The organism is uncultured Arcticibacterium sp., assembly GCF_964021845.1.
Taxonomy (GTDB): Bacteria; Bacteroidota; Bacteroidia; order Cytophagales; family Spirosomataceae; genus Arcticibacterium.
This window is the reverse complement of record NZ_CAXHZC010000001.1, coordinates 311,459-329,733: the sequence shown is the minus strand read 5'-3', so window position 1 is coordinate 329,733 and position 18,275 is coordinate 311,459. Positions and strand designations below refer to the sequence as shown.

Genomic DNA, 18,275 nt, shown 5'->3' with positions numbered 1-18,275 from the left:
CTTTATTCTAAATTCATTTATTCAATGCCCCGTAGCCTCTCCAGCTCCGCTAGGAATTCTGATGGTTTCTACCATTTCTTGTACGTCTTCTGGTGGTGCTGGAGTGAATTTTGAGATGACTAAAGACACCACAAAATTGACTATCATACCAACCGTACCGAAACCTTCTGGCGAAATACCAAACCACCAGTCTGCCTCTGTAGCCGTGGCATCATCACCTATCCAATGAAGTCTGAATCTGGCTATATAATACATGGTAATAAGCAAGCCAATTACCATACCAGCTATAGCTCCTTCTTTGTTCATTCGTTTATTAAAAATACCTAGAATAATGGCAGGGAAGAAAGACGCCGCTGCTAAGCCAAAGGCCAAAGAAACCACTGAGGCCACAAAACCAGGCGGATAAATACCAAAATAACCTGCCACACAAACAGCCACAAATGAAGATAAACGAGCTGCTAGTAGCTCTGCCTTATCGCTCATATTTGGCATATATTGTTTCTTCAATAAATCATGCGACACAGAGCTAGAAATAACCAAAAGCAGTCCAGCTGCTGTACTTAATGCCGCCGCTAATCCTCCTGCAGCCACTAAGGCTATCACCCAGTTTGGTAGTTTCGCTATCTCAGGATTCGCTAAGACCATAATATCTTGGTCAATCATTAACTCATTAGTCTTAGGATCTGCTAGGTACTGTACCAAACCATCTCCATTCTTATCTTCAAAACCAATCAAACCTGTTTTTTCCCAATTTGAGAACCAATCTGGCAATTCGGAATAGGCAGTATTACTTACCGTTTCTATCAAGTTAGTTTTTGCAAAGGCAGAAATAGCAGGTGCTGTGGTGTATAGAATAGCGATAAATGCTAAAGCGTACCCTGCAGATTTACGAGCATCGCTTACTTTGGGTACCGTAAAAAACCTAACAATAACGTGCGGAAGACCTGCTGTACCCACCATTAAGGCAGCCGTAATAAAGAAAACGTCAAGCTTTGATTTACTACCAGAAGTATACTCGGCAAAGCCTAGCTCTTTTTGAAGTCCATCTAATTTATCTAAAAGATAAACGCCGTCAGACATTTTAGCACCAAAACCTAACTGCGGTAAAATGGTGTCTGTCATTTGAATAGAGATAAAGAATGCAGGCACCATAAAGGCAAAAATCAAGACACAAAACTGTGCTACTTGTGTATAGGTAATTCCTTTCATGCCACCCAAAACAGCATAGAAAAAGACTATGGCCATTCCTATGATTACACCCGTGTTTATATCTACTTCTAAAAAGCGAGAGAACACTACACCTACGCCACGCATTTGACCCGCCACATAGGTGAAGGAAACAAACAAGGCACACACTACAGCCACTGTTCTGGCGGTGTTTGAATAATACCTATCTCCTATAAAATCAGGCACTGTAAACTTACCAAACTTCCTAAGATAAGGTGCTAATAATAAAGCCAGTAAAACATACCCACCAGTCCATCCCATCAGGTAAATGGAGCCATCATAGCCCATAAAAGAGATAAGACCAGCCATGGAAATAAACGAAGCCGCCGACATCCAATCTGCTGCCGTCGCCATGCCGTTTGCCAAAGGCGAAACACCTCCGCCGGCTACGTAAAAGTCTTTGGTAGAGCCTGCTCTTGACCAAATTGCGATTCCAATATATAATGCGAAAGTTACGCCTACTAAAATGTAGGTCCATATAGTTATACTCATCTCTTAGTCTTCGTTTACGTTAAATTCCTTGTCTAATTTGTTCATCAGTCTGACATAGACGAAAATCAGAATTACAAAAACATAGATGGCTCCCTGCTGTGCAAACCAGAAACCTAATTTAAAACCACCCATTCTGATGGTATTTAATTGGTCTACAAAGACAATTCCACAGAGGTAAGAAACGAAGAACCAAATACTAAGAAGAATAGCGAGGTATTTGAGATTTTTACGCCAGTAGGCGGTTTTATCAAAATTTTTGGGTGTCATTATATAGGGTTGATTATTATAGATTGACTATAGAAAGCAAACTAGTAATAAATTTCCCTCAACGGAAGAATGACATTCCTTTTTTCCCGAAAAGAAAGACAAACTAGGGCAAACCCTGATTTGAATGCCTTGACCAATACAAAAAAGGTGGAAGAACAATACTGTTCCCCCACCCTTTAATAAATATATCTAAATATTAATACCCGTCGTTTTGAACGATGTAACCTTCAATATTAGAAGCACCATCAATGGCACTTTGAGGTATTGGGAATAATCTCATTTTAGGGTCAGAGTTTGTTTTCTCCGTCCAAGAATCCTCGTATTTACCAAAACGAATTAGATCCGTACGACGGAAACCCTCCCAATAAAGTTCAAAACCTCTTTCAGCAAGTAAACTCTCTAAATTAATAGACTCCAATGCTGGCGGAGTTTGAGCAGGACGAGCCGTTCTAGAAGCTCTTAATGTATTCACATCTGCAAGTGCCCCTGCATTATCACCGTTTCTAAGTTTTGCTTCTGCACGCATAAGGTATATTTCTCCTAGTCTCATCAAAACTAAATCTACGCTACTAAAGTTGTTAGCGTTAGGAGATGTACGGCTAAACTGATACTTAGCCACACGGTACCCAGCTCTATGAAGTCTTCCTTCATTTGTAAAGTCAACTTGTAAGGTATGATCTACATAGCCTACATTTTTATCTGGTCCGTTACCCTTAATTTGTTTAACAGGGTAAATTCTGAAACCACCTTCACAAGTAATAAATTGTCCGTCAGAATCTTTTCGAGGTCCCCAAGGAGTACCTCTGATAATTCCACGGTTCATTTCAAACTCCTCAGGAGTCATACAAACGAAATTATCTTCATCATTTAAAGGCGATTTACCTTCTAAGTTTGCAAGTTCTTCCGAAACCTCAACATTATGCTGGTAAAATCTAGCATCAGCTGCAGGGTCTACATCTCCATAACTATCTACCCACGTTTGATAAAAGTCTGAAGTAATGGCAGGACCATCTGTTCCATCTGAACTTGGATACTCCAACCTTCCCCATTGAGAACCTGCTATAGACCAATATGCCCAACGGCTATGCTCTCTTCTCAAAACACCTCTTTGATCAAGGGCAAAAATTAACTCCGCATTTGAATTATTCTCATCGTTAAATAATTCGAAGTATTCAGGAGATAAAGCAAACTTGGCTGAGTTTATAATTTTATCGGTGTACTCTATCACCTTGTCCATGTCTTCTTGTGCAAAATCTGGTGTACCATATGGGTCTTTGTACACAGCCATATTAAGGTGCAGTCTAGCCAAGAAACCGTATACGGCACTTTGGGTAATTCTTCCTGGACTTCCTGTATTTCCAATACGATCCACCACAGATTCTAGTTCACTTTGGATATAATCAACAGCAACTTCTCCTCTTAATATCTCTGAGGTTTCGCTTGAAGACTCTTTTCTAAAAACTAAGCCCCAACCATCCAGCATGATCATATTTAGATAGGCTCGTAAAGCCACCATCTCATCTAAAGGACCTTGTGCTGCAGTATTTCCAGCATCCACAAGCGGACGAAGTACCTCAATAGCCGATAGGGTTCTTGAGATGTTAAGCGTAAGTTCATTCCATGAACTTCCTACTAAATCATTACCTGGAGTAATGGTGTGCCTATGTGTATCTAAAAACTTTCCACCATCAAACCAGTCCGTACCTCCTCGGTATGGTAAAATGGCATCATCACCTGCGATGAGCTGTAAACCATAGTAATTAGTATGCCTCCATGTCCATGATACCTGACCGTAAGCTGGAGCTATGGCTCCACTAATAACCTCTGACTGACCTTGACCAAACAAGGATTCATCTAGTACTTCTTCTTTTAAATCGGTACAACTCCAGTCTACCACTGTGAGCACACCTATTGCAAATGCAAGTAAGATATTTCTTTTCATTTGAATTTATATTTTAATATTATTAACTCCTCTGGCTCATTCACCTTTAAGGCTTTACAAACCAGCTAGATTTCATTTTTGTATTTAGAATGTAACATTTAACCCAAGTAGCAATGTACGAGGCTTAGGATATGTAAAGCGGTCAATACCGAAAGTCTTAACTCCGCCAATAGAATCACCAGAGTTAATTTCTGGGTCATATCCCGTGTATTTAGTGAGAACAAATAGGTTTTGTCCTGTCACAGAAAAACGAATATTATTTACCCACTTATCAATACCCAATGCCTGAGGACTTAGCTTATAAGCCAAGGTTGCATTATTCATTCTTAAATAAGAACCATCTTCTAAGTATCTTGTAGAAACCTCATTAGAGTTAGTGATTCCTTCTTCTGGATATTGAATAGCGAAATCTGTAGTATTGAAAGAAGAGGCTAAGTTTCCTTTATTGAAGATTGACATAGCTGTATGGTTATAAATCTTATTACCAGATACGCCGTTAAAATTAAGACTTAGGTCGAAATTCTTATATCCAAAATTGGTATAGAAGGCATATAGCGTACTCGGCAGAGCCGAACCAACAACTATCCTGTCATTCTCAATCACCTGGCCATCTCCGTTTTGGTCTTTAAATAGGTTAAGTCCATCATCACCTATTCCAATAAATTCTTTCATGAAATAAGAACCAATAGCTTCTCCATTGATATAACCATTAATGGTAGCTCCAGTTTGTCCCGCACCCTGTGCTGCACCAGTGGTTAAAACTGCGTAAGGAGAGTCAACAACTTTATTATTGATAAATGTTACGTTACCTCCAATATTGTAATAAAAGCCATTTTGACTGCCATTTTGAAAGTCAAGAGCTAGTTCAAGTCCTGAGTTTCTGATTTCCATATTTGGAATATTAGTCCAGAAAGTAGGTGTTGGCTGTATTGGGTCGGCAGGAACAGCCTCCAATAGAATGTTAGTAGATGCTTTGTTAAAATAATCTACTGTACCAGTCAATTTATTACTGAACAAACCAAAATCTAAACCAATGTTACTTTGCGTAGAAACCTCCCACTGAATGTTAGGATTTGCTAATCTGGTATAAATAGTACCATAAGGGTAGTCATCTAAGGTAGTAGAGTTAGGATCCAAAGGATACGTGTCATTCTCATCACGGCTATCATTGAAATTTGCCTGTGTAATTTTTGATGGAATCTCTTGATTTCCTGTTTGGCCCCAGCTGGCACGAAGCTTTAAGTTAGTAAAGGTAGAACCCGACATAAAGTCTTCATTAGTGATGTTCCAACCAGCAGCAAAAGACGGGAAATAACCATACTTGTTATTTGCTCCAAATTTAGAAGACCCATCTGCTCTAAAAGTGGCAGTTACCATGTACTTATCTGCAAAACCGTAATTCACTCTACCAAAGAAAGACTGAAGCTCGTTTCTAGTAGCGTATGTATTGACAACAGTAGGCTGCTCTGTAGTACTTAATTGGTCTTGATAACGAGGCTCGATATCATTATTTGCAAAACCAGTACGCTCAAAAGAAGTTTGATTGTCAAAAAACTTTTGATAAGAGTGACCTGCCAAGAAGTTCATGCTGTGCTTTTCTTTTGTAAACACATAGTTTAATGTATTCTCAATAAGACTATTACTGTTTTTAGCATAAATAGAGTTCAAAGAACCTAAATCTAGACCTTCTAGTAAAGCATAAGGTACCGTTTGAATGGCTCTTTCTGTTGATGAGAAATCAACACCAAGGTTAAGCTTATAAGTAAGGCCTTTGTACAATTCTAAACTTGGAGAAATGTTTGCAATTAAACGACTGTTCACCGCATCATCAGAATAAAGCTGCTGTCTGGCTATTGGACTCAAAATATCATCTAATAGTGTAGGCTCTCCGTTAGTCAGTGCAGGAATGGTAGGGTTTAACCTTAGCATATCCGTTACCATACTCGTTCCGTCTGGTCTTGAATTCTCTGTTTGAGCTCCTATGAAGTTATAAGCAACTTTTAACTTACCATTTAAAGCCGTTTGGTTTAAGTTAAGCCTCCCAGAATAACGTTTCAGGCTACTATTATTTAAAATACCTTCTTGATTATCTAAACCAAGAGAAGCAAAATAGGAGAACTTCTCACTTGCAGCACCACTCATAGATAGGTTAGTAGCTGTAGAACGAGCTGTTCTAGTTAATTCATCTTGCCAATCTGTATCTCCACCAGCATCAAATAAAGTACCACCAGCTGCAACTACATTTTTACGAAAATCTGCAGCACTAAAAACATCAATCTTATTTGCTAAAGAAGAAGTAGCAGTGGATACAGATAAATTAACTTCTGACTTACCTTCTTTCCCTTTCTTTGTAGTAATTACAATTACACCGTTTGCAGCTCTTGCTCCGTAAATAGCGGCAGCAGAGGCATCCTTCAATACGTTTATAGACTCAATATCCTGAGGATTAATAAAGTTAAGAGGGTTACTTGCAAAACCATTTGAAGAGTTATCAAGTACAAAACCATCAATTACGTAAAGCGGAGTAGTACCAGAACGTAAACTTCCTACACCACGAATTACAACATCCTGAGAAGCTCCTGGCTCTCCACTTACAGATGTAACATTTACCCCAGCAATTTTCCCTTGAAGTAATTGACCTGGGTTAGAAACCACCCCTTTATTAAAGTCTTCACTTTTTATAGTTCCTACAGAGCCCGTTACATCAGATTTCTTTTGAGTACCATATCCTAATACCACAATATCATCTAATTGATTTGCCTCCTGCACAAGCTGGATATTGATAGTAGTTTGACTTCCTACGATAACCTCTTGTGTAGCATATCCTATAAAATCAAATACTAGGATAGAATTCTGGTCTTTAACATCGATACTAAAGTTACCACTAGCGTCGCTAAGTACTCCGTTTGTAGTACCTTTTTCACTGATAGAGCATCCTATCATTTCTGTTCCGTCGGTAGCGTCTTTTACCTGCCCGCTAACTTTTATAACCAAAGGAGCTGCGTAACTCACACTTGACATGAGCAAGGAACATATCCCTAGATATAAAGTGAGCTTAAAATAGAGTTTTTTCATAGTAATTAAATTTTGAGTTTAGTTTAAAGTATATCCTTTTAATATTAAATAATTAAGTTCTCTAGTCTTAGAACATTTGCAATATTGGTAATATTTCATGAATTGCTATAATTAAATAACTTTTTTTACTCTGCCTATTTCTAATGCTATTTTGACCTCAATCAAATTAAATTTGTCATATAACAATGACATTTAGATTTAGTGGATAGCCGTGAGAAAGCATATACTTCAATGTTAAAACGTAAAAGTAAAGACTAACTGAGATAGGAAAAACACCAAACAAAAATGATAACAGTTAGTTAATAAAGGGCAATTAGCTGAATCGATTAAACATTTCAGCAAGACTCTGATTAAACCTTAAGAGAAAATTCACACCCATAAAAACTACATTTAAGTAGAGTAAAAGTTAGACATATTAGCACCAAACAGAATAGCACAATATTAACCCATGCTTAAGTTTCAAATTACAGAATTTCAATAAATTAAAAATAGTAATATTCAAAGATTGAATCTAATTCCCAGATGACACCTTTTCGATAATTCAATTGAAAAAAATCTTATACGCTTAGCTTTATGAGTCTAAAATATTCCCATAAAAGCGAAAAAAAGAAGAAAGACAATGGTCTGTTAGCCAAACAGTATGCACAAAAAAAGGAAGACAAATGAACAAGGATATAGTTTCCTAATTTCACCGTCTTCCCTTTTCTTAAAATAAGTAAACTACCTTTTTAAAAATCGTATTTATAAATATCTTCAATAGAAGAAGTATCGCCAGCTTGAGCTTCAAAAAGCTCTTTTATCAAACCTGTCTTCAATTCTAATATCCAAGCATGAACATGAGGACCATCACCATTTTTCCATGCTTTTTGGATTACAGATGTTTTAATCAAGTTTTTAGCTTGCTCTATGGCGTTAAGCTCACATAATCTATCAAATTTGGCGTCTTTATCTTCAATAGCCGCTAACTCTGCATCATTCTTCACAAAGACATCTTTAATATGTCTTATCCACTTATTGATGATACCAATATTCTCATTTGACATGGCAGCTTTTACACCTCCACAGCCATAATGACCTACTATCATTACATGCTTAACTTTTAAAACCTCCACAGCATACTGCAGTACAGATAACATATTAATATCTGTATGAACTACTAAGTTGGCCACGTTTCTATGAACAAAAATTTGACCTGGCTGTGTATTAGTAATTCTATCTGCTGGGGCACGGCTATCTGCACAGCCAATCCACAAAAAGTCTGGACTTTGGCCTTCGGCCATTTTATTAAAAAAAGTAGGATTAACTATGTTTTGAGCTTTAGCCCACTCTTTATTATCCTCTAATAATTTATGATATGCCTCCATTATATATCATTACTTTGTTTAAAAATTAAATTTTCTCTTCTAAACCTATTTTCTCATCTCCTTTACCAAACTTAAGCTTGGTTCTGGTTATGTCCAAAACATTAACTTTTATATTCTTTTTGGCCGCATCTTTAACAAAATCTTCGATGGTTAAGAAGATATCATGGTCTATAAAATCAATATTTCTACCGTCCAATGTTAACTCGTCTCCTTCTTCTAATTTACTTAGGTTTTTAACCAACTCAGCACGGTTATAGAAGAAAACATCCTTTTGGAAATCAATAATAGTATGATTGCCAGTTTTTGAAGGTTTAATTACCGACTTGAAGTTAGTATAAAGTACGTAACCAATACCTACCATTAAACCTATTAAAATCCCCACTAAAAGGTCAGTAAACAATACTGCAACTATGGTTACAATAAAAGGAATAAATTGGTCATGCCCTTCAGCATACATTCTTTTAAACATTGCTGGATTAGCAAGCTTATAACCTACAATGATTAAAACAGCAGCCAAGGCTGAAAGAGGAATCATATTTAAAAGGTTAGGAATAAACATCACACAAACCAATAATAGGATACCATGAAAAACAGCTGACATTTTAGTTTTACCACCAGCCTGAATATTTGCAGAACTTCTTACAATAACCTGCGTAACTGGAATACCCCCAATTAAACCTGACAACATATTACCAGCACCCTGAGCTACCAACTCTCTATTAGTAGGAGTAACATTTTTTCTAGGGTCTAACCTATCTGTAGCCTCCACACAAAGCAATGTTTCTAAACTGGCAATAATAGCAATCAAGAAACCTGTTTTAATTACATTAAAGTTTGTAAAAGCCGACCATTGAGGAAACCTCAAAAGTTCTAAAAAACCGGCTGCAGATTCTGTTTCAGGAAGTTGCACCATGTGTTCCGATGCTAAAGAAAGATTCTCTGGATAAAAGTAATTGATAAATATACCTGCAAATACTGCCAATAAAGGTCCGGGAATAATTCCTAAGACTTTGTTTTCTTTAACCCATTTTTTATCCCAAAGAATAAGAATAGCTAAACACACTATACCAATAACCAGTGCACCGGTATTAAAATTTCCTAGGTTAAATAACTCAGAAATAGTATTTTCTCCATCACTTTGTATAAAGCTAGAATCCCCTTCAGGATCTGTATCAATTCCAAAAGCATGAGGGATTTGCTTTAAAACAATGGTAATACCAATAGCCGCAAGCATTCCTTTAATTACAGATGAAGGGAAGTAAAAGGCAATTTTACCTGCACCTACAAAACCTAAGATTAACTGAATAAAACCTCCTATCACCACACTGGCCAAGAAAATCTCATATATCTCAAACTCATTAATGGCAGAAGCTACAATAACTGCCAAACCAGCTGCTGGACCACTAACTCCTAACTTGGAACCACTAATAGCTCCAACTACCACACCACCTATTATACCAGCAATAATACCAGAGAAAAGAGGAGCCTCAGAAGCTAAAGAAATACCTAAACATAACGGAAGTGCTACCAAAAACACCACCAAACCCGCCGACAGATCGCCACCGACATTCTTAAACGAAAATTCGTTTTTCATAAAAAAATAATTGATTGAAAATTAAAAAAGAAAAGACCGGTCTCTTTACAAGACAGTTCTAACCAAACGGTAAATTATAATTATATGCAGTCGGGCGGTGGCCCAAAAATAGAAGAGAAATCACCATCATAGTATGATGGGCTTTCTGTAGTATAAAAGGAACTTAGGCCAATGAAAGAGAAAAACTCTTCGGTTAAACTGACGTTTGCTAATTTTTTTGCATCTAATTCGTCACGAGAGTCGTCTTCATTGTCATGTTCTTCATTACTTTGAAGCAGTGTACTGATGTTAACTTCAGAAATTACGCGTAGCACATACACTTGCCCACCTAAAAAGGTTAGCAAGAATAAAAGCAGAGCAATATTTTTGCACAGTTTCTTAAACATCATAATCAACGTATTAGAATCAAAAAACGGACTAAAAAGTTTCATCAAACGAAAGAAAATTTCAATCAATGTCATTAAACCAGCAAATAGAAGCTCATAATCAGGCAATAAGCCTTGGAAAAATAGATATCACGGCTTATGCATTACAAAACCCAAACAAATGGAGTTCTGAATTTCTTAGGGCAGTTCTTAAACAATATCAATTTTTAAAAAAACTCGAAAATAAAATACCGACCTGGTCTGATAATAATGGGCTTATTGGTGCTGAGATGATAAACATTGAGCAATGCTCTTCCGAAGAAACAGGACTGCATAAGTTTGACAATTACGCAGGACAGTATGCTCTAGACCTAACTGGTGGTTTTGGCGTTGACTCTTACTTCTTATCTAAAAAGTTTGACGCACTAGTTTCTTGCGAAGCAATATTGTCTTTACAGAATATTGTCAAATATAACTTTGATAAGCTTGGCGTTTCTAATGTTGACTTTGTCAATCAAAAAGCGGAAGATTACATAGAGAGTTGCACTAAAAAGTTTGACTTGATTTACCTAGATCCAGACAGGCGAGGTGAAAACAACAAGAAACTCGTTTTATTGGAGGACTGTAGTCCAAATTTAGTAGAAATACTCCCTCGCCTTTTAGAGCTAAGTTCAACCATCATTGTTAAATACTCTCCTCTTTTAGATATTCAGCTGGTACTGAAAACACTGAGTAATATCAAAAAAGTAGAGGTAGTGGCTGTTCAAAATGAAGTAAAAGAACTTCTACTTACTATTACAGCTCCGGAGGAGCAAACGCCTGTCAAAATCATATCTACCAACATTAAGAAAGACAAAACCGAAACTTTTATCCATACTATTGAAGATGAAAACGAAGCCTTTTCAGTATTTCAAGAACCTCAGAAATATTTATATGAACCTAATGCGGCCATTATGAAGGCGGGAGCTTTTAAAAGTGTAGCTGTTAAATATGAGATAGCTAAACTAGCACAGCATAGTCACTATTATACCTCCGAAACTTTAATTGAAGATTTCCCTGGCAGAACATTTACTATAGAAAAAGTGTTGTCTTACAGTTCAAAGGCCTTAAAACCTATGGCAAAACAAAAGTTTAATGTTTTGGCGAGAAATTTTCCTTTAAATCCTGTGACCATTTGCAAGAAACACCATCTTAATACAGGAGGAGAGGCCTATTTAATCTTTACCCAAAATCATAAAAACGAAAAGATAATTTTATCTTGCACTCGCACTTTTTAACCAAAAAATTATGAAAAAAATAATAGCATTTTTACTGCTTATATGCCTAACAGCTACTTCTAGCACATTCGGTCAGCATATTTTAAAAAGCTCCACTTTATATGAGGGAGAAGTATTCACTACCGACTATATTTTTATCCGTTCAGAAGCTAAAACCTTAGAAAAAGACTGGAAAACCTATTTATCAAAAACTGGGAGTGTATCTGAAGACAAAGACCTTTTAACTGTAAAAGTAAACTCGAGCAATATTAGCCGTGACTTAAAAACTATTATCAGTTACATAGTAGACCACAAAGAATTCTCTGCCGTACATGTTATTTTATTAGATGACAACAATCGCTCTTTAGATGTCAACCAAATCAACCCTCAGGCTTTAGAAAGATTACTCTATGATTTTTATGACCTAGCATATTATAATGAAGAGCTAAGAATGGCCAATACTGATTTAGAATTAGCGGAGAAACTTCATGACAACGCCGAAAAATCAAAATCTAGGGCAGAAAGAGCCCTAGCTGCTAACCTTAGAGCTCAAGAAAAATATGGCAAGAAACTTACCGAAACGCCAGAAAAACTTGCGGAAATTATCCATGACAAAAATGAAGTTTATCAACAAATTCTTCAGCGTGATGTAAACGTGACTGATAGCTCCAAAACTGAACCTGACGAGCTTGACAAAGAGTTTTCTAAGCAGGAAAAGAAAATTATCAAGACAAGAAACTTAGAAGAAAAAAATGCGGATAGGCTCAAAAAGGCTGAAGACCAGTTTGAAGGTTTGACAGACGAATTATTAGCTGCACGAGTAGAACTTCAAAAAGCTACACAAGTATTCGAAAGTAAAAAAGTGGTGATTCAAGACTTAAAGAAGAATTAAGCTACTTCAGTTTAAACTTCTTTCCTGGCATTGCTTTTACGAGGTCTTGAAATTCAAGATTAAGTAAGAGTGATGCCAGTTTGTTTAGTGGGATATTTGTTTCAAAACTCAGGTCGTCAATTTGCATTTCGCCTTTTTGCATGAAAAGTGCTAGCACTTTACTCTCATCATCAGTAAACTTGGTTAAGTCCAAAGCATTACTCGGTTGCTCATAAGTAGGTTCTCCATCTAGTGTCCAATTTAAGTCACCAATTATGTTCTTAGCAGAAGTTAAAATCTTGGCCTTATTAAGGCGTATTAAAGTATTTGGTCCTTCAGAATAAGTCATATTTACAGCCCCTGGCACTGCATATACTTCTCTGTGATAATTATTACCATATTCCGCCGTCACTAGCCCACCTCCTCTTCTAGCTGATTCTACTATAATAACAGCATCGCTTAAAGCCGCAATTATTCTATTTCTAGCTATAAATTGAGGACCTACAGGCTTTACATCATTTTTATTCTCTGTTACTAAAGCTCCATTTTCAGTAATATCTTTCACATACTTTTTATGGGCCGCAGGATAAACAAAATCAAAGCCACCAGCCATAACAGCCACGGTTTGTAAGTTATGCTTCAAAGCCGCTTTATGCGAGGCTATGTCTATTCCATACGCCAAACCACTAATTACGGCCACACCATATTCGGCGAGTTCCGCTACAAGGTTTTCGGTAACTTCTTTTCCATAATCTGTTGCTTTTCGGGTGCCTACTATACCTACTGTTCTGGTATAATTCAGGTCTTTTGTTCCCTGACAAAAAATGATTGGCGGAGCATCATAAAGGCCTTTAAAACGCTGTGGGTAGTTAGCATCTTGAAAACTTATTATTTGGAAATTCTTTTTAATAGAGTCTTCTATGAGTTTTTCTGCCGCTTGCAAGCCCTTCCTCGCTTTTTTAATGGCAGAAATAATCCCCGGACCTATTCCTGGCGTTTTCAGCAATTTTCCTTCTGGAGATTCTAAAACCGCCTGTGCCGTTCCAAAATAACTTATTAAGTGCCTAAAAAGAACGCCTCCTATGCCATCTGTTTCCTTTAGAGCCAGCTTATACACTAAATCTTCCTGCATAGCCTATCCTCTAATTTTAACCAAAACCTCTTTTACATAAGTGAGCCTATTAATCACATCTTGATTAGAATTTCGCTTCACTTTTTTCGATTTCAGTTGATCTTTGACACCTTGAAGCGTGTAATTATCTTCATCTACCAAAGCGATAATCTCGCTTAGCTTTTCAATATCCTTTTTGGTAAAAGCCTTATTTTTTCCTCTTGTCTGGATTTTCAGATTGAATTCTCGTTCATAAAAACGAATTTTTGAAGGGGCTACTTCAAAGTGTTGTGCTACCTCTTCTGTACTGTAAAACAGTTTGATATCTTTCATTGTAGGTTCAAAAGTATGCTCAATTTATCAATCTAAAAAGCATCAAATATGCTAATAGCAATTTAGCTAAAAATTTTAGCGAACCTGTAAGCCCTTGCTTTCTAATTCCTTCTTTAAGTTTTCGAAGTCCAATTTTTCCGATTCTCTAAGTGGAACCGTGCAATTTGCCATAAAAACCATCCCTAGATTTTGAAGTTTTAATAAACCTTGCGGTAACTTCTCAAAAGAGTTATTTGAAACATCCAACTCTTTTAAATTACTTAAGTTCAATATTTGCTCAGGAAAAGACTTAAACTGATTGTATCCTACATCCAATAATCTTATAGAAACTGGTAGTTCGGGTAACTTATCAAGTTTATTATGATGAGCAAAAAGTGTTTCTAGCTTTTTTAATTGACCTATTTCCTGCGGTAAATCCCATAAATCATTATTAGCTACCGCCAATGTTTTAAGATTTCCCAACTGACCTATATTGTCCGATAAAGCACGCAACTCATTATAATAAACATCTAGCTCCTGCAAATAAATAAATGCCCCTATATTTTTCGGAAAAGCCTTTAAACCTCCATTATATAAATTCAGATTTTTAATAGGCGGAAGCTTTTTAAACTTCTGATTATGGAAATTTGACAAATAGTTATTGCCCAGAAATAAATCATTTAAGCCTCCAAACTTCCTCAATGACTTGGGCATTTTAGTAATTCTATTAAACTGAAGATTTAACAATGACAAGGAATCCTGTCGCTTGGTTTTTATTGATTTATCCTTCAATAAGTTTTTTGTCAAAGTCACGGTCTTTAATTTTTTAAGTGACCACAATCTCCTCGGAATCTTCTTCAAGGCATTATTTGATAAGTCAAGTTTCTCTAAGTTCTTACATTTATAAACTGCTTTAGGGATTTTAGTAAGCCCTAAGTTTGATAAATCTAAGTTTCTTAAAGTGCCTAACGTGTCCTTGTTTTCTAAAATATCTAAGCTAGTACTTCCTAGTTTATCATCATTGAAAAAACTAAACCCATTGGGTCCTTCACCTAAACTTCTCATTTCATCTATATGACTAACATAAAACTTCTCTACAATAGGCTTCAATCTAGGAGCAATGGAGTTAAGAGATAAAGTATCAATAACTCTTTCAAAGTTTCCCGTTTCTTTAGAAATACCATATCGCCTAACTGTAAAGGTCGCCAAGTTTAAATTTTGCTGCTCACTAAATCCAAAAGTCACACTTAAATTACCATTTATATCAGCTAAAAAAAGACCATTCTCTTTCATTTGAGCCTCTAGCACATACTGAAGCCTTTGTTTTCTAGCTATTATGGAGCCATCATTAGAATGAGGTTTAGCACCCTCCTTCATGAGCATCTCGGCTAGGTTTTTATCATATTTAGTCTGAAAATCGAGTTCTGACAGTACTTGTATTTGCCCTAAACTGGGCATACTAATCAGTAGTAAAAGTGTTAGGATATGTTTCATACAACTAAATAAGAGAACTTTAGTTACATAACTGCAATTTTAGTTCAACTATTTTTATTTATTCTTTAGCCCAGACTTTTTAATTGAAAAAGCAAAGACTTTCGTAGCCTTCGGCTCAAATTCCAAATGAAATAGGTTTACCTTTTCCTTCCAAAAACATGATATAAACCCTACTTTTGCAGGAATTTTTCAAACATATCTGTTTAAGGCAATAAAATCTTTTAGAATGACCTCGCACGAAATAAGAAAAGCATTTCTTGACTTCTTTAGCTCTAGAGAACACTTAGTGGTTCCTTCTGCCCCATTGGTGGCTAAGAATGACCCTACTTTGATGTTTTATAACTCTGGAATGGCACAGTTTAAAGACTATTTTTTAGGAAATGCCACTCCCCCATCTAAAAGAATTACCGATACACAAAAGTGCCTCCGTGTAAGCGGAAAGCATAATGATTTGGAAGAAGTGGGTTTTGACACCTACCACCACACCATGTTTGAGATGCTAGGAAACTGGTCTTTTGGAGACTATTTTAAAGAGCAGTCTTTAAACTGGAGTTGGGAATTACTGACCGAAGTTTACAAACTTCCTAAAGATAGAATCTACGTTTCGGTTTTTGAAGGTGATAAAGCCGATGGCGTTCCTTTTGACCAAGAAGCATTCGATATCTGGAAAGACATTTTAGGCTCTGACGAACGAATCATTTACGGAGATAAGAAAGATAATTTTTGGGAAATGGGTGATGTGGGACCTTGCGGCCCATGTTCTGAAATCCATATTGACCTTAGACCACAGGCTGAGGTTGATAAAACTCCAGGAAAAGAATTGGTAAATGCAGACCACCCTCAAGTAGTGGAGATTTGGAACAACGTATTTATGCAGTTTGAGCGTAAAGCTGATGGTTCTTTAATTCCACTGGAAAACAAGTGCATTGATACTGGAATGGGCTTTGAGAGGCTTTGTATGGCTATTCAAGGCAAACAGTCAAATTATGACACCGACCTTTTCCAAAACACCATTCAGGTTTTAGAAGAAATGAGCGGCCTTAAATACGGGGTAAACGGAACTTTAAACGCCGACAGCTACAGCGATGTAGCCATGCGAGTGGTGGCCGACCATATACGAGCAGTAGCATTCGCGATTTCTGATGGGCAGCTACCTTCTAATACTGGTGCGGGTTATGTTATCAGAAGAATTCTTAGAAGAGCTATCCGATACGGTTACTCCTACTTGAACTTCAAAGAGCCTTTCATGTGCCAGTTGGTACCTGTTTTGGCTAAACAATTTGAAGATGTATTCCCTGAGCTTAAATCTCAAGAAGCATTTGTCACTAAAGTAATCGAAGAAGAAGAAAAAACTTTCCTTAGAACTTTAGAGCAAGGTCTGAAAAGACTAGAGACCATCTTTGAAGCCGATAATGATAAAAAGGTAATTGAAGGTAAAACAGTATTTGAGCTTTCTGATACTTTTGGTTTTCCGGTAGATTTAACTGCTTTAATAGCAAAAGAAAAAGGTTTTGATATTGACGAAGTTGGCTTCAAAGCGGAACTAGAAAAACAAAAAGCTAGAAGCCGTAAAGATGCTACCAAAGAAGCTGCAGACTGGATTGCAGTAAATGAGTTGGACAACCCTGAATACATAGGTTATGACAATGAGGAAGCTATAAGTGGGCTGGTTCAATACAGAAAAGTAAAAACAAAGAAAGGCAGCGAGTATCAAATAATTTTAGAAAAAACACCTTTCTACGCCGAAATGGGTGGTCAGGTAGGTGATACCGGTGAACTAACTTTTGATACTCCGAAGGGTACTTTCAGCGTAGCTATTAGCGACTGTCAATTAGAAGCTGGGCTTCACGTGCATATAGCTAAGAAAGCTCCTTTTGATGATTATTCTTTGGAAGATTTAAAGGCCGCTAAGGTTACAGCCAAAATTGATAGTGCAAGACACAGCAATATCAAGAAAAATCATACAGCTACACACTTAATGCTGTCTGCATTAAAACAAGTTTTAGGCGACCATATAGTGCAGCGTGGTTCTTATCAAAATGATGAGTTAACCCGTTTTGACTTCTCACACTTTTCTAAAGTTACCGATGAGGAACTTAAGCAGGTAGAGGATATTGTCAATGAAAAGATTAGAGAAAACATAGCCTTAGACGAGCGTAGAAATGTGCCAATAGATGAAGCCATGAAATTAGGAGCTACGGCTACTTTTGGTGAGAAATACGGCGATTTTGTAAGAGTTATCATTTTTGACCCTAAGTATTCTTTGGAACTATGTGGTGGTTCTCACGTAAGTTCTACTGGGCAGATTGGTCTGTTCAAGTTCACCACCGAAGGTTCTGTTTCTGCTGGTGTAAGACGTGTAGAGGCTATTACGGGTATCAAAGCTTTAGAAAAAATGCGTGAGCAGGAAACTGCTTTAACCTCTCTTAAGGAGTTATTGAAAGGCTCTACGGATCTAGTTGCTTCTGTTCAAACCTTGTTAGACGAAAAATCTGCTTTACAGAAAAAAGTGGATGCACTTGAAAACGAGAAACTTCAAGGTGTTAAGACTGGCTTGCTTCAGAAAATTGAAACCATTGATGGCGTCCAAGTTATTGCAGAGAAAGTGAGCGTACCAAATGCAGATGGACTTAAGAAATTGGCTTATGACTTAAAAGCTAAAATGGAAAATTCCTTCATTGCTTTAGGTGCTGACATTAATGGAAAGCCTCTTTTGGCAGTCATCATTGACGAAACTTTGATGAAAGCCAAAGAGTTGCATGCAGGCAAAATAGTAAAAGAAGCTGCCAAAGAAATGCGTGGCGGTGGTGGTGGTCAGCCGCACTTTGCTACAGCAGGAGGTAGTGATGTCTCTGGACTTGATAAAGCGATAGCTAAAGCAAAGAGTTTTATAGCCTAAAATATT

The 18,275-nt window shown here is 36.9% G+C and carries 13 protein-coding genes; 3 read left to right on the top strand and 10 right to left on the bottom strand.

The window, feature by feature from the left end:
• Nucleotides 1–21: 21 nt before the first annotated feature.
• The 7 genes from AADJ06_RS01290 to AADJ06_RS01260 form a co-directional block, all read right to left on the bottom strand.
• A complete protein-coding gene (locus AADJ06_RS01290; RefSeq protein WP_341224580.1) occupies nucleotides 22–1,719 on the bottom strand; it encodes a sodium:solute symporter family protein in 1,698 nt (565 codons plus the stop codon).
• 3 nt (nucleotides 1,720–1,722) lie between these two features.
• Nucleotides 1,723–1,986 (bottom strand): DUF4212 domain-containing protein, encoded by a 264-nt coding sequence (locus tag AADJ06_RS01285; protein ID WP_341224579.1) that lies wholly within the window; start codon nucleotides 1,984–1,986, stop codon nucleotides 1,723–1,725.
• Nucleotides 1,987–2,182: 196 nt separating this feature from the next.
• Nucleotides 2,183–3,928, bottom strand: a complete 1,746-nt coding sequence (locus AADJ06_RS01280) for a RagB/SusD family nutrient uptake outer membrane protein (protein ID WP_341224578.1) — start codon at nucleotides 3,926–3,928, stop codon at nucleotides 2,183–2,185.
• Between the two features lie 84 nt (nucleotides 3,929–4,012).
• Nucleotides 4,013–7,003 (bottom strand): TonB-dependent receptor, encoded by a 2,991-nt coding sequence (locus tag AADJ06_RS01275; protein WP_341224577.1) that lies wholly within the window; start codon nucleotides 7,001–7,003, stop codon nucleotides 4,013–4,015.
• A gap of 728 nt (nucleotides 7,004–7,731) precedes the next feature.
• Nucleotides 7,732–8,367, bottom strand: coding sequence for a carbonic anhydrase (locus tag AADJ06_RS01270; RefSeq protein WP_341224576.1), 636 nt, complete (start codon nucleotides 8,365–8,367; stop codon nucleotides 7,732–7,734).
• Between the two features lie 25 nt (nucleotides 8,368–8,392).
• Entirely contained in the window at nucleotides 8,393–9,961 is a 1,569-nt protein-coding gene (locus tag AADJ06_RS01265) for a solute carrier family 23 protein (RefSeq protein WP_341224575.1), read from the bottom strand.
• Between the two features lie 80 nt (nucleotides 9,962–10,041).
• The gene (locus AADJ06_RS01260) at nucleotides 10,042–10,392 is read right to left on the bottom strand and encodes a hypothetical protein (RefSeq protein ID WP_341224574.1); all 351 of its coding nucleotides are present in this window, start codon (nucleotides 10,390–10,392) and stop codon (nucleotides 10,042–10,044) included.
• Between the two features lie 23 nt (nucleotides 10,393–10,415).
• On the opposite strand from AADJ06_RS01260, the gene AADJ06_RS01255 reads away from it, so the two are divergent.
• Both AADJ06_RS01255 and AADJ06_RS01250 read left to right on the top strand, forming a co-directional pair.
• Complete coding sequence (locus tag AADJ06_RS01255; RefSeq protein WP_341224573.1) at nucleotides 10,416–11,603, top strand: hypothetical protein; 1,188 nt, start codon at nucleotides 10,416–10,418, stop codon at nucleotides 11,601–11,603.
• 10 nt (nucleotides 11,604–11,613) lie between these two features.
• Complete coding sequence (locus tag AADJ06_RS01250; RefSeq protein ID WP_341224572.1) at nucleotides 11,614–12,474, top strand: hypothetical protein; 861 nt, start codon at nucleotides 11,614–11,616, stop codon at nucleotides 12,472–12,474.
• Between the two features lies 1 nt (nucleotide 12,475).
• Here the strand turns inward: AADJ06_RS01250 and dprA are convergent, their stop codons facing one another.
• The 3 genes from dprA to AADJ06_RS01235 all read right to left on the bottom strand — a co-directional run bounded on the left by dprA (nucleotide 12,476) and on the right by AADJ06_RS01235 (nucleotide 15,370).
• Entirely contained in the window at nucleotides 12,476–13,585 is a 1,110-nt protein-coding gene (dprA, locus tag AADJ06_RS01245) for a DNA-processing protein DprA (protein ID WP_341224571.1), read from the bottom strand.
• Nucleotides 13,586–13,588: 3 nt separating this feature from the next.
• Nucleotides 13,589–13,897 (bottom strand): MerR family transcriptional regulator, encoded by a 309-nt coding sequence (locus AADJ06_RS01240; RefSeq protein ID WP_341224570.1) that lies wholly within the window; start codon nucleotides 13,895–13,897, stop codon nucleotides 13,589–13,591.
• Between the two features lie 75 nt (nucleotides 13,898–13,972).
• A complete protein-coding gene (locus tag AADJ06_RS01235) occupies nucleotides 13,973–15,370 on the bottom strand; it encodes a hypothetical protein (protein WP_341224569.1) in 1,398 nt (465 codons plus the stop codon).
• Between the two features lie 226 nt (nucleotides 15,371–15,596).
• On the opposite strand from AADJ06_RS01235, the gene alaS reads away from it, so the two are divergent.
• Nucleotides 15,597–18,269, top strand: a complete 2,673-nt coding sequence (gene alaS, locus AADJ06_RS01230) for an alanine--tRNA ligase (protein ID WP_341224568.1) — start codon at nucleotides 15,597–15,599, stop codon at nucleotides 18,267–18,269.
• The last annotated feature ends 6 nt before the right edge of the window (nucleotides 18,270–18,275 follow it).